We start from the raw sequence: 12,631 nt of genomic DNA, 5'->3' as shown, positions 1-12,631 counted from the left end.
GTGCGGGGCCGTGCGGGTGGCCCGGCGCAACGTCGCCAGGTCGGCGCCGCCGGACACGCGGCACCCCTAGCCTGACCAGCATGAGTCCGCAGCTGCGTCCCGCACGCGTGGAGGACGCGTCGACGCTGGCGATGATCTGGCACGAGGGTTGGGGCGACGGCCATCTCGGCCAGGTCCCCGACGCGCTGGTGGCCGCACGGACCCCGGCGTCGTTCGAGGAGCGCACGCTCGCCCGGATCGCCGACATGACGGTCGCCGTGGTCGACGACACGGTGGCGGGGTTCGTGATCGTGGCCGGTGACGAGGTCGAGCAGGTCTACGTCGACCGCGCGTACCGGGGCCGCGCCGTCGCCCCTGTGCTGCTCGCGGAGGCCGAGCGGCAGGTCGCCGCAGCCGGTCACACCCGCTCGTGGCTCGCGGTTGCCCCCGGCAACCTGCGGGCGCGACGCTTCTACGAGCGGTCCGGGTGGGTCGACGCCGGCGGCTTCACGTACGAGGCAGAGGTCGCCGGGGGCCGGTTCCCCGTGCCGTGCCGCCGGTACGAGAAGCAGGTCGCACAGAGCACGCCACCCAGCGCCGCGCCGACGGCGTAACACAGCAGATCCGGTGCCCAGAACGTCGTCCCCAGCACGAGACGTGCCGCGGGCACGCGTTCGGCCATCGCCGCCGGCACGCCGGTGAGCTGGAAGAGCTCGACGGCGACGCACACCGCGAAGCCGACGAGCGTCGCCACGAGAGGCGACGTCCGCGGCCGGACAGCCACGACGACCAGGACGACGACGGTCGCGTAGAGCGTGTCCCCGAGCGGCCCGGCAAGCGGTGCGGGCGCGACGGCCCGCGCGGCCAGTCCGGCCGCGACCACACCGAGGACGGCGACCGAGATCGCAATGCGGGAGCTCATCGCGTCAGGACGCAGTCGCCGCAGTAGCCGCCGCCCGGCACGCGGTAGTAGAGGCAGCACGACCGCCGGACAAAGGTGCCGCGGACGACGTCGCCGGTGCCGGCGTACGGAGGTCGGCCGAGCGTGGCGAGGGCGAACGCGGTGGCCGCGGGCACGAGGTCGGGCCGGCTCGCCCGCAGGCCCGCGACCGCTCCGAACAGCGCGGAGGACACGTTGCCCCACAGGATCATGCGTGAGAGTCCGAAGCCGGTGGCGAAGCGGTCCACGAGGAAGGAGAGGGCCTCGTCGAGTCCCCCCGGCTGGCCGGCGCGCTCGACCGCAAGCGGCCAGGGTCCCGTCTCGAACGGCCGCCACCACACCGTGTCCAGCGCCAGCGGCGGGGCCGCCACCCCGAGTGCCGCCGCGCCGACGACCGGGGACAGCAGCCGGGAGAACAGCCCGAGCGACACCGTCGATGCCGCCACCCGCTCCTCGACCTCACCACCGGCGAGCCCGGCCAGGGACGCGCGGGTGTATGCGGTCCGCTCCTCCAGCGGCCCCGGCTGCAGCAGATCCTCGAACGGACGCCATCCCGCGGCGGCAGGGTCGGCGGGTGCCGGGTCGAGCGAGAAGTACGGCCCGAGCGAGGCCAGCGCCGGACGCCAATCGTCCCCCGTCACTCGGGGACGCGCAGGAGCGTGACGGCGAAGTCGGCGTCGTCGTCGTACGGCACGAGGTCCCACGTCGCGAACCGTTGCTCGACGACGAGGCCGACCGCAGCGACGTCGACGTCCAGGTCCGCAGGCCCGTACGGCCGGTCGGTCCGGAAGCCGAGCACGATCCGGCCACCGGGGCGGACGTGCACCCGCAGGCGTTCGAGCACGGCGCGCTCCGACCCGGGGGCGAGGAAGATCATCACGTTGCCCGCGCACACGGCGAGGTCGAACGGGTCGCCGGTGAGGTCCAGCGTGGCGAGGTCGGCGACCCGCCAGTCCGGACCGGGATGGTCCTCCTCTGCGGCCGCGATGAGTGCGGGGTCGACGTCGACGCCCACCACGTCGTGGCCGGCGGTGTGCAGACGCGCCGCGATCCGCCCAGGACCGCAGCCGGCGTCCAGGATCCGAGCACCCGGCGGGACCAGCGCGTTCACGAGACGGGCCTCACCGCCGAGATCCACACCCTCGCGCTCCATGGTGCGGAAGCGATCGATGTACCACTGGGAGTGCCCGTCGGAGGTGTCGGTGAACCAGCGTGGCGTCGAGGTCATGCCCTCATCCTGCCGCCGTGTCCGCCGTCACCCCACCCCGCCCGGTGTGACGAGCGCGAGGGCGGGTGGCGCGCCGCAGTCCCGTCGTCACCACGGACGTGCCCGCGTCGGAGGTCGTCCCCGTGCAGTCCCGCCTAGGATCGCGTCGCATGGACTCCTGCGACGACGCCTTCGTGACCGCAGCGCACCTCGCCCTCGACCTCGTGACGCGGCCCGAGGTCGCGAGCCGTTGGGACGCGCGGAGCGCGCTGCCCGAGATGACGGTCGGGATGCTGGCCTGCCACCTCGGGAGGCAGAGTGCGCGTGCCGCCGAGGTCCTCGTGATGGACTCACCAGACGCTCCGCTGCGCGACGCCGGTGAGCACTACCGGCGCGCCGCCTGGGTGCGCACGACGGATCTCAGCGATCCGGCGCACGACCGGAGCACCGACGCGGACGAGGCGTCGCAGGGGTTCGCAGCGATGCGGGACCGGTGCAGCGACACCGTCAGCGCCGTAGGCCGGCTGTTGCGGGACGGCGGCGCGGCGGAGGTCGTCGCGATCCCGTGGCAGGGCTGGAGTCTGCGGCGCCCCGACTTCCTGCTCACGCGGATGGTCGAGATCGTCGTGCACGCCGACGACCTCGCTCGGAGCATCGACGTGCCGACGCCGCCGTTCCCCGACGACCTCTACCTGCCCGTCCTCCACCTGCTGGCCGAGCTCGCGACCGAGCGGCACGGCCAGGCCGCGATCATCAGCGCTCTCACGCGCCGCGAGCGGATGCCGGACACGGTCAGCGCGTTCTGAGCTCGGCGGTCGTCGCGGCGCTGGGTGGTTGACCTCAGTCCGCGTCCGGGGGGAGCAGCAGCGAGCGGATCGTGGCGGTGAACGCATGCACGTCCAGGCCCGGGTCGAGCGACCGCTGCGCGCCGAGGCCGATGCCGAGGCTCAGGAGGACGAGCGCGACCTGGTCGGCCGGCAGCGCGAGGCGCATCCCGGTGCGGTGCTGGAGCTCCACGAGCAGCGAGGCGATGGCGGCGCGGATCTGCCGGTGCCGGGTCGCGAGCTCGGTGGCGACGAACGGGCTGGTCCGCACGACCGCCGCGAACTCGACCTCGAGCGCCGTCCAGCGCGGTTGTCCGAGACGCACCTTCAGCCATCCCTCGAGGGCGTGCAGCGCGTCCTCGTACGCCGTGGCGATGCTGAGTGCCTCGACGACCTCGGCCACCATCTCGCGGTGGATCTCGTCGAGGACGGCGAGCCCGAGCTCCTCCTTGCTCTTGAAGTTCGAGTAGACCGCGCCCTTGGAGAACCCGGCCTCGACGGCAACCCGGTCGAGGCTCGTGGCGGCGAAGCCGTCGTGGAGGAAGAGGGATCGTGCGGTGCCGACCAGTGCCTCACGCGTCTGCGCCTGGCGTTCTGCTCGTGTGGGCATCGACCTCTCCTGCCGGGAAAGAATGTGACATCAAGAGTGTTGCATCCCTCTCGGATACCATTAGTATCTGAGTCGTGATCACCCAAGATATCGTCATCGTCGGCTCCGGCTTCTCCGGTATGGGCATGGCCATGAAGCTCGAGGAGGCCGGTCGCGACGACTTCGTGATCCTCGAGAAGGCCGACGAGGTCGGGGGCACCTGGCGCGACAACACCTACCCGGGGTGCGAGTGCGACGTCCCGAGCCACATGTACTCGTTCTCGTACGAGCTCAACCCGCGCTGGTCGAAGTCGTTCTCCGGCCAGGCCGAGATCTGGGACTACATGCGCAAGGTCGCCGACGAGCGCGGCATCCGCAAGCGCATCCACTTCGGCAAGGAGGTCGTCGGAGCGCACTGGGACGACGACCGCCGCCGCTGGCAGATCCACACCGCCGACGGCGACGTGTACGACGCGCGCGTCCTCGTCTCCGGCATGGGCGGGCTCCACATCCCCAACGTGCCGTACATCGACGGTGCCGAGTCCTTCGCCGGTGCACGCTTCCACTCCGCCGAGTGGGACCACGACCTCGACCTCCGTGGCAAGCGGATCGCCGTGATCGGCACCGGGGCGAGCGCCGTCCAGTTCGTGCCCATCATCGCCGAGCAGGCCTCGCACCTCACCCTGTTCCAGCGCACCGCTCCGTGGGTGCTGCCCAAGCGCGACAAGCCGATCAGCCCGCGCAAGCAGGCGTTCCTGCAGAAGGTCCCGGGCGCGAACCGCGCCTACCGCGACGCGCTCTACTGGGCGCTGGAGTCCCGCGCGATCACGTTCAACGGACACGTGCCCGCCATCTTGCGGATCGCCGAGCGTGTCGTCGCGGCGCACATCGCCCGGCAGGTCCCGGACCCGGCCCTGCGAGAGAAGCTCACCCCCGACTACCGGCTGGGATGCAAGCGCGTCCTCCAGTCGAACGACTACTACCGGACCTTCAACCGCGACGACGTCACGCTCGAGACGACCGGCATCGCCCGGATCGTGCCGGAGGGTGTCGTCGACCTCGCGGGCACGCTGCACGAGGCCGACGTGATCGTCTACGGCACCGGCTTCCACGTCGTCGACGCCTACGACCACCTCGACATCCGCGGACGCGGCGGCGTACAGCTGTCGGACCAGTTCGCCGAGGGTGGCGTGGAGACCTACCTCGGCATCAACGTCAACAACTTCCCCAACCTGTTCCTGATGCTCGGCCCCAACACGGCCCTCGGTCACAACTCCGTGGTGTTCATGATCGAGCAGCAGGCGAAGTACATCGTTCGCTCCCTCAGCACGATGGACAGGCTGCGGGCCGACGCCATGGAGCCGACCCGGCTCGCGCAGGACGCGTACAACGCCGACATCCAGGCCCGAGTCACGAAGGGCATCTGGACCCAGGGCGGCTGCACCAGCTGGTATCTCGACTCCCAGGGCAACAACCGCACGATCTGGCCGAAGTTCACCTTCCAGTACTGGTGGGAGACCCGGACGGTCCGCGAGCAGGACTACGTGTTCGCGCGGGCGCGCCGAGACGAGCCGGTCGCGGCATGAGCCTGCCCCCCGGCCCGCGCTGGCCGGCCTCGGTCCAGACGGTGGCCTTCCTCGGGTTCCGGACGCCGTTCATGCGGATGCTCGTACGGCGCTACGGGCCGGCGTACACGATCCGCATCCATCCCGGCCCTCGTACGATCGCGACGATCAGCGCTCCGGAGCACATCAAGCAGGTCTTCGCCGGCGACCCCCGCGACTTCCATGCCGGCGAGGGAAACCAGGTGCTGCGTCCGGTGATGGGCGAGCACTCGGTCCTGCTCACCGACGAGGCCGAGCACATGCGCGCCCGCAAGCTCCTCATGCCGGCCTTCAACGGCGCGTCCCTGCGGGGCTACCGCGGTCTCGTCGAGTCGCTCGCCAAGGAGGAGGTCGACCGCTGGCACGACGGCGAGCGCCTCGTGACCCACGAGCGCATGAACGCCCTCACGCTCGAGGTGATCCTCCAGGTGGTCTTCGGCGTCACCGACGAGAAGACGCTCGGCGCCCTGCGCCCCCGCATCCGCCGGATGGTCGAGATCGGACCGACGATGTTCGTCGGCTGGATCTTCCCGAGGCTGAGGTCACTCGGGCCTTGGAAGCGCTACTTCGACAACCAGGCGGCGGTCGACCGCATCCTGTACGCCGAGATCGCCGCGCGCCGTCAGGTGTCGGACCTCGATGCGCGCACCGACGTGCTGTCGCGCCTCCTCCAGGTCGGCGTCGAGGGAGACCTGGCACCCCTCACCGACGCCGAGCTGCGAGACCAGCTCGTCACCCTCCTCCTCGCCGGCCACGAGACGACCGCGTCGGCGCTCTCGTGGACGCTGTACGAGCTGGGCGCCAACCCCGACGTCCAGGAGGAGGCGCTCCGCGCCGCCGACACCGGTGACGACGCGTTCGTGGAGGCCTGCCTCAAAGAAGCGATGCGGCGGCACCCCGTGATCGACTCGGTGGCCCGGCGTCTGACCACACCGCAGCGGGTCGGGCCGTGGGACCTGCCGGCCGGCACGGTCGTCTCGCCGTCGATCGCGGGCGCCCACTTCACCTACGCCAGCTTCCCCGAGCCTGCACGCTTCCGGCCGCGCCGGTTCCTCGACGACGACATCGCGCCCGGCACGTGGATCCCGTTCGGGGGCGGCGTGCGACGCTGCCTCGGAGCCGGCTTCTCGCTGATGGAAGGGACGGCGGTGCTCAAGGAGATCCTGACGCGCTACCGCGTGAGCGTGGACGCGGAGGAGGTCTCCGTGGTCCGCAACATCACCCACGTCCCCGAGCACGGTGCCGTCGTCACCCTCCACGCCCGCTCCTCCTGACGACTAAGCGCCCGCTTAGGTAGGCTCCGGTCATGCGTGCAGTGCAGATCACATCCCTGGAAGGCCCCTCCGCCGTCGAGGTCGTCGACATCGACGCTCCCGAGCCGGGTCCGGAGCAGATCGTCATCGACGTCAAGGCGTCGGGCGTGTCCTTCCCCGAGGTCCTCCAGACCCGCGGCCTCTACCAGCTCAAGCCCCCGCTCCCCTTCGTGCCAGGCTCGGAGGTCGCCGGGGAAGTCGTGTCGGCACCGTCCGGCTCGGGCTTCTCCACCGGTGACCGCGTCGCCGCCTTCCCGATGCTCGGCGGCTTCGCCGAGCGAGCGGTGTCCGGCGTCGACATGACGTTCCACCTCCCGGACAACGTCTCGTACGAGGAGGGAGCGGGCGTCCCGCTCAACTACCTCACCGCGCACTTCGCGCTGCTCAAGCGCGGGCACCTGCGCAACGGCGAGTCCGTCCTGGTGCAGGGCGCGGCCGGCGGCGTCGGGACGGCATCGATCCAGGTCGCGAAGGCGTACGGCGCCGGCCAGGTCATCGCGGTCACCTCCACCGATGCCAAGGGGGAGGTCGCCGTGGCCGCGGGGGCAGACTCGTACGTGCTGGCCGACGGCTTCAAAGAGGCGGTGAAGGACCTGACCGGCGGGCACGGCGTGGACCTCGTCATCGACCCGGTCGGCGGCGACCGCTTCACCGACTCCCTGCGCAGCCTCAAGGACGACGGCCGCCTCCTCGTCATCGGCTTCACCGCCGGCGACATCCCTGAGGTGAAGGTCAACCGGCTTCTCCTCAACAACATCGACATCCGCGGCGTCGGATGGGGGGCGTACGTGATGAAGCGCCCCGGCTACGTCGCTGCGCAGTGGCAGGAGCTCGTGCCGCACCTCGAGTCCGGCGCCCTCGCGCCCCCGATCGGCGGGCGCTTCTCGCTCGAGGACGCGGCCCGCGCCCTCGAGATGATCGACGCGCGCGAGGCGCTCGGCAAGGTCGTCCTCGTCCCGTGACAGACGGCTCCATCTAGTCCGCGAGCGGGGTCACTCGGTGCGGCCCTTGAGGATCTCGTCCTCGATGGTCCCTCCGAGTCCCTCGCTCGCCGGGTCGTAGCCGTGGAGGCCGCCGGTCACCGCGTACTCCTCCTCCGGCGAGAGGACGAGGCGGTGGCGTCCCCAGACCGCGAAGATCGCCAGCATCACGACGTAGATGACGACGATGGCGACGACGGCCGGACGGTAGTCCGGGTTGAGCAGCACGCCCACGAACGTCACCGCGGCGATCACGGCGGCGACGATTGCGCCGGTCCGCCCGACCGGGCTGACGTACGGGCGTACGGCGTTGGGGAACTTCCGCCGCAGCAGCAGGAACGCGACCATCTGGAGGAAGTAGGCGAGCACCGCGCCCCAGACGGCGATGTTGAGCACGATGTCGCCGGCGGCGTCGCCCACGAGGTCGACGACGAAGAGCGCCACCAGGCCGATGACGGCACCGGCGACCAGCGCCACCCACGGCGTCTGACGTGAGCCGGTGAGCGAGAGGAACTTGGGGTAGTAGCCGGCCCGCGACAGGGAGAACATGTTGCGGCCGTAGGCGAACATGATGCCCTGCAGGCTCGCCAGCAGGCCGATCAGCGCGAACGCCGACAAGAGCGCGGCCAGGTCGGCCGACAGGAACGCGCGGAAGCCGTCGAGCAGCGGCTCGTCGGAGTCGCGGATCGCTTCCGACCCGGTGACGGCCGGGTTGAGGAAGAGCACCAGGCCGCCGGTCGCGACGAGCGTCACCAGGCCCCCGATCCCAGCGCGGGGGATGTCCTTCTGCGGGTCGTGGGCCTCCTCCGCCGCCAGCGGCAGCTCCTCGATCCCCAGGAAGAACCACATCGCGAACGGCAACGCATAGAGGACGCCCTCCCAGCCGAACGGCAGGAAGTCGGAGTTGCCGTCCTCCGGTGCGATGTCGAGGAGGTTGCCGACGTCGACCGCCCCGTTGGCGAACGCGAGGACGGCGAACAGGACGAGGACACCGATGGAGATGATCGAGACCACGATCGCGAACCTGAACGAGATCTCCGCGCCGACCGAGTTGAGCGCGATGAACACGGCATAGAGGAAGATCCACCAGACCCACATGGTGTCGCTCAGGTCGAGCCCGATCAGCTCGGCGGTGATCGCGTTGGCGTAGCCGGCCGAGAAGAGCACGATCACGCCGGTGGTGAAGACGTACTCGATGGTCTCCGCCAGCCCGGTGACGAAGCCGCCCCACGGACCCATCGCCGCCCGGGAGAACGAGTAGGCGCCCCCGGTGTGCGGCATCGCGGCCGACATCTCGCCGATCGAGAACAGCATCCCGAAGTACATGACGACGATGATGATGCTGGCGACGAGCAGCCCGCCCCACCCTGCGGCGTCGAGGCCGAAGTTCCAGCCCGAGAAGTCGCCGGAGACCACGGCGCCCACACCGATGCCCCACAACCCCCAGAAGCCGGCCGAGCGCTTGAGCTGACGCTTCTCGAAGTAGCCGTCCTGGGCGTGGGAGTAGGTCGCTCCCGACGCCGAGAGCTTGTCACCGGACATCGCTGTCTCCTGTCGGGAGGGCCGTTGCTTGGACCGAGGTTAGACCCGTCAATGGTCGATTGGACATACCTTTGGCTGGCCAAATTCTGGTCGAGCATCACGAGATCGCAGCATTTGACGGGTCCCAATGGTCGGCCGGGCGTGATTGACTGAGCAGACGCCGGGCCGAGGAGGAGACCATGGGTGTGTCGTCGGGAAACCTGACGCTGGAGGAGCTGCGCAACGACGTCCGCACCGGTGACATCGACACGGTGATCGTCGCGTTCGGTGACATGCAGGGACGGCTCACCGGCAAACGGGTGTCGGCACGACTCTTCCTCGAGGAGGTCGCCGAGCACGGCGCCGAGTGCTGCAACTACCTGCTCGCTGTCGACGTCGACATGAACACGGTCGACGGCTACGCGATGTCGAGCTGGGAGACCGGCTACGGCGACATGGTGATGCGTCCGGACCTCCCCACGCTCCGGCGCGTCCCGTGGCTCGCCTCGACCGCACTGGTCATCGCGGACCTCGAGGACCACAGCCGCGGCGCCGTCGCACCGTCACCACGCGCCGTCCTCCAGGAGCAGATCGCCCGACTCGCCGAGCGGGGCCTCGTCCCGTACGCCGGCACCGAGCTCGAGTTCATGGTCTTCGACACCGGCTACCGCGACGCGTGGGCCAAGGGCTACCGCGACCTCGCTCGCGCCAGCGACTACAACGTCGACTACGCGATGCACGCCTCGACCCGGATGGAGCCGCTGCTGCAGGACATCCGTCGCGGCATGGACGGGGCGGGGATGTACTCGGAGGGCGTCAAGGGTGAGTGCAACCTCGGCCAGCAGGAGATCGCCTTCCGCTACGCCGACGCGCTCACCACCTGCGACAACCACACGATCTACAAGAACGGCGCCAAGGAGATCGCCGATCAGCACGGCAAGAGCCTCACCTTCATGGCGAAGTTCGACGAGCGCGAGGGCAACTCGTGCCACATCCACCTCTCGCTGCGCGGAGACGACGGCACGGCGGTCTTCGCCGACGACAGCGGTCCGGAGGGGATGTCGGAGACGTTCCGTCACTTCCTCGCCGGTCAGCTCGCGACGATGCGCGAGCTGACGATGTTCTACGCGCCCCACATCAACTCCTACAAGCGCTTCGCCGAAGGCAGCTTTGCGCCCACCGCGGTCGCCTGGGGGCTGGACAACCGAACCTGCGCGCTCCGCGTGGTCGGCCACGGGCACGGGATGCGCATGGAGTGCCGGGCGCCGGGCGGTGACGTCAACCCCTACCTCGCCGTGGCGGCGCTGATCGCCGGTGGCCTCCACGGCATGGACGCCGGCCTCGAGCTGGCGGACCCCCTCACCGGCAACGCCTACACCAGCGAGGCCGAGCACCTCCCGACCACGCTGCGCGAGGCGGCGGCGCTGCTGGCCGAGTCCAAGGTGGCGCGCGACGCGTTCGGCGACGACGTCGTCGACCACTACCTCAACAACGCGCGGGTCGAGCAGACGGCGTTCGACGCCGCCGTCACCGACTGGGAGCGGGTGCGTGGCTTTGAGCGGCTCTGAGGTCCGACCCGTCATCGGCCTCACCACCTATCTCGAGCAGTCGGTCACCGGCGTGTGGGACGTGCAGGCGTCGTTCCTCCCTCGGATCTACGTCGACGGTGTGACGGCTGCCGGCGGAGTCGCCGCCCTCCTCCCGCCCCAGCCGCCCGAGGGCGCCGAGCAGATGCTCGACCGCCTCGACGGGCTCGTCCTCACCGGCGGCAAGGACCTCGACCCCGCGTCGTACGGACAGCGGCCGCACCCGCTCACCGACGAGCCCCGGCACGACCGCGACGCGTGGGAGCGCGCGCTGCTCGACGGCGCGCTCGCCCGCGACCTTCCCGTGCTCGGCATCTGCCGAGGCGCGCAGGTGCTCAACGTGGCCCTCGGGGGCACGCTGCACCAGCACCTCCCCGACGTCGTCGGGCACCCGCGCCACCAGCTCGGCGACGCGACCTTCTCGACGACCTCCGCGACGGTCGTGGCAGGCACGAGGCTGGCGACCATCGTCGGCGACGCCGTCGACGGCCAGTGCTACCACCATCAGGGCCTCGACCGGCTCGGTGACGGTCTCGTCGCCGCCGCCCGGGCCGACGACGGCACGGTGGAAGCCGTCGAGATGCCGGCGGCGACGTTCGTGGTCGCCGTCCAGTGGCACCCCGAGGAGACGCTCGACGACCTTCGGCTGTTCGCGGCGCTGGTCGGCGCGGCCGCCGACCGGAGCGGCGTGCGCACATGACCACCACCGAGGTCCACAACCCCGCCGACGGCTCGGTCCTCGCCACCGTCGAGCTGGTGGACGCTGAGGCGGTCGACGCTGCCGTCGCTCGCGCCCGCTCGGCGCAGCGGACGTGGTCGCGCCTCGCGCCCGCCGCACGGGCCGACGGGCTCCGTGCGTTCGCCACCGTCGTACGCGCCCACGTCACCGAGCTGGCCGCCCTCGAGGTCGCCAACAGCGGCCACCCCGTCGGACAGGCACGCTGGGAGGCGGGGCACGTCGCCGACGTCCTCACCTACTATGCCGCCGCGCCCGAGCGGCTCTTCGGGCGTCAGATCCCGGTCGCCGGCGGCATCGACCTGACCTTCGCCGACCCGATCGGTGTCGTCGCCGTGATCACCCCGTGGAACTTCCCGATGACGATCGCGTCGTGGGGGTTCGCACCGGCGCTCGCGGCCGGCAACGCGGTGCTCGTCAAGCCGGCGGAGTGGACACCACTCACGACGATCCGGCTCGGTGAGCTCGCGACCGAGTCGGGGCTCCCCGACGGGCTCCTGCAGGTGCTGCCCGGCTCGGGCGCGGTCGTCGGCGAGCGCCTCGTGACCCACCCCGGCGTCGGCAAGGTGGTCTTCACCGGCTCCACCGTGACGGGTGCCCGCGTGATGGCCGCCGCCGCGCCGACCGTGACCGCCGTGATGCTGGAGCTCGGCGGCAAGAGCGCCAACATCGTCTTCGCCGACGCCGATCTCGAACGCGCCGCGGCCACCGCCCCGTACGGCGTGTTCGACAATGCCGGCCAGGACTGCTGCGCCCGGAGCCGGATCCTCGTCGAGGAGTCGGCGTACGACCGGTTCATGGAGCTGCTCGAGCCCGCGGTCGCCGCGGTCCGCGTCGGTGATCCTGCCGACGAGGAGACCGAGATGGGTCCGCTGGTGTCGCGGCCGCACTGGGAGAAGGTCGCCTCGTACGTCCCCGACGACGCGCCGGTCGCCTTCCGCGGCTCGGCGCCGGACGGGCCGGGCAACTGGTTCGCCCCGACGGTGCTCACACCTGAGTCGCGCACCGACCCCACCGTCGTCGAGGAGATCTTCGGTCCGGTCGTCACCGTGCAACGGTTCCGCGACGAGGCCGACGCGATCACGCTCGCGAACGCCACCGCGTACGGCCTGTCGGGGTCCCTCTGGACCCGCGACCTCTCGCGCGGCGTACGGGTCGCCCGGGCGGTCGAGGCCGGCAACCTCTCGGTCAACTCGCACGCCTCGGTCCGCTACACCACCCCGTTCGGCGGCTTCAAGCAGTCGGGGATCGGACGCGAGCTGGGTCCGGACGCCCCGTTCGCGTTCACGGAGACCAAGAACGTCTTCATCGCCGTCGCCGACGGCCCAGCACCGGAGGAGTCCGCATGAGCC

The 12,631-nt window shown here is 70.9% G+C and carries 12 protein-coding genes and 1 pseudogene; 8 read left to right on the top strand and 5 right to left on the bottom strand.

Features of this window, described 5'->3' with window-relative positions:
• Window positions 1–80: 80 nt before the first annotated feature.
• Complete coding sequence (locus KV097_RS00720; protein ID WP_220364817.1) at window positions 81–593, top strand: GNAT family N-acetyltransferase; 513 nt, start codon at window positions 81–83, stop codon at window positions 591–593.
• Window positions 594–637: 44 nt separating this feature from the next.
• On the opposite strand, the pseudogene KV097_RS18960 reads toward KV097_RS00720, so the two are convergent.
• The 3 genes and pseudogenes from KV097_RS18960 to KV097_RS00710 form a co-directional block, all read right to left on the bottom strand.
• Window positions 638–901: pseudogene (locus KV097_RS18960) on the bottom strand (DUF2809 domain-containing protein); the annotation flags it as partial.
• Window positions 898–1,560, bottom strand: a complete 663-nt coding sequence (locus tag KV097_RS19565) for a (2Fe-2S)-binding protein (protein ID WP_220364816.1) — start codon at window positions 1,558–1,560, stop codon at window positions 898–900. The gene KV097_RS19565 and the pseudogene KV097_RS18960, both read right to left, overlap by 4 nt.
• Window positions 1,557–2,147, bottom strand: a complete 591-nt coding sequence (locus KV097_RS00710; RefSeq protein ID WP_220364815.1) for a bifunctional 2-polyprenyl-6-hydroxyphenol methylase/3-demethylubiquinol 3-O-methyltransferase UbiG — start codon at window positions 2,145–2,147, stop codon at window positions 1,557–1,559. The genes KV097_RS19565 and KV097_RS00710 overlap by 4 nt, the downstream gene beginning before the upstream one ends.
• A 149-nt stretch (window positions 2,148–2,296) precedes the next feature.
• On the opposite strand from KV097_RS00710, the gene KV097_RS00705 reads away from it, so the two are divergent.
• The gene (locus KV097_RS00705) at window positions 2,297–2,932 is read left to right on the top strand and encodes a maleylpyruvate isomerase N-terminal domain-containing protein (protein ID WP_220364814.1); all 636 of its coding nucleotides are present in this window, start codon (window positions 2,297–2,299) and stop codon (window positions 2,930–2,932) included.
• 34 nt (window positions 2,933–2,966) lie between these two features.
• Here KV097_RS00705 and KV097_RS00700 read toward each other — a convergent pair whose 3' ends face one another.
• The gene (locus KV097_RS00700) at window positions 2,967–3,560 is read right to left on the bottom strand and encodes a TetR/AcrR family transcriptional regulator (RefSeq protein WP_220364813.1); all 594 of its coding nucleotides are present in this window, start codon (window positions 3,558–3,560) and stop codon (window positions 2,967–2,969) included.
• Between the two features lie 74 nt (window positions 3,561–3,634).
• Between KV097_RS00700 and KV097_RS00695 the strand changes: the two genes are divergently transcribed.
• The 3 genes from KV097_RS00695 to KV097_RS00685 are packed head-to-tail and all read left to right on the top strand — an operon-like array spanning window position 3,635 to window position 7,418.
• Window positions 3,635–5,125, top strand: coding sequence for an NAD(P)/FAD-dependent oxidoreductase (locus tag KV097_RS00695; RefSeq protein WP_220364812.1), 1,491 nt, complete (start codon window positions 3,635–3,637; stop codon window positions 5,123–5,125).
• Window positions 5,122–6,417 (top strand): cytochrome P450, encoded by a 1,296-nt coding sequence (locus KV097_RS00690; protein WP_220364811.1) that lies wholly within the window; start codon window positions 5,122–5,124, stop codon window positions 6,415–6,417. Before KV097_RS00695 ends, KV097_RS00690 begins: the two co-directional genes overlap by 4 nt.
• Before the next feature lie 32 nt (window positions 6,418–6,449).
• Window positions 6,450–7,418, top strand: coding sequence for an NADPH:quinone oxidoreductase family protein (locus tag KV097_RS00685; protein WP_220364810.1), 969 nt, complete (start codon window positions 6,450–6,452; stop codon window positions 7,416–7,418).
• A gap of 30 nt (window positions 7,419–7,448) precedes the next feature.
• Here the strand turns inward: KV097_RS00685 and KV097_RS00680 are convergent, their stop codons facing one another.
• Window positions 7,449–8,978 carry an amino acid permease gene (locus tag KV097_RS00680; RefSeq protein ID WP_220342285.1) on the bottom strand — a complete coding sequence of 510 codons (1,530 nt, stop codon included), beginning with the start codon at window positions 8,976–8,978 and terminating at the stop codon, window positions 7,449–7,451.
• 179 nt (window positions 8,979–9,157) lie between these two features.
• Between KV097_RS00680 and KV097_RS00675 the strand changes: the two genes are divergently transcribed.
• Genes KV097_RS00675 through KV097_RS00665 form a run of 3 tightly spaced genes read left to right on the top strand, consistent with a single transcriptional unit; the run spans window position 9,158 to window position 12,628 of the window.
• The gene (locus KV097_RS00675; protein WP_220342286.1) at window positions 9,158–10,525 is read left to right on the top strand and encodes a glutamine synthetase family protein; all 1,368 of its coding nucleotides are present in this window, start codon (window positions 9,158–9,160) and stop codon (window positions 10,523–10,525) included.
• On the top strand, window positions 10,506–11,243 hold the full coding sequence (locus KV097_RS00670; RefSeq protein WP_220342287.1) for a gamma-glutamyl-gamma-aminobutyrate hydrolase family protein: 738 nt from the start codon (window positions 10,506–10,508) through the stop codon (window positions 11,241–11,243). Before KV097_RS00675 ends, KV097_RS00670 begins: the two co-directional genes overlap by 20 nt.
• Window positions 11,240–12,628, top strand: coding sequence for an aldehyde dehydrogenase (locus KV097_RS00665; RefSeq protein ID WP_220364809.1), 1,389 nt, complete (start codon window positions 11,240–11,242; stop codon window positions 12,626–12,628). The genes KV097_RS00670 and KV097_RS00665 overlap by 4 nt, the downstream gene beginning before the upstream one ends.
• The last annotated feature ends 3 nt before the right edge of the window (window positions 12,629–12,631 follow it).

Origin of the sequence: Mumia sp. zg.B17, from assembly GCF_019550915.1 — a bacterium.
In the GTDB taxonomy this organism is placed as follows: domain Bacteria; phylum Actinomycetota; class Actinomycetes; order Propionibacteriales; family Nocardioidaceae; genus Mumia.
Note: the sequence above shows the minus strand (reverse complement) of the source record. Positions and strands in the feature narration are given on the sequence as shown.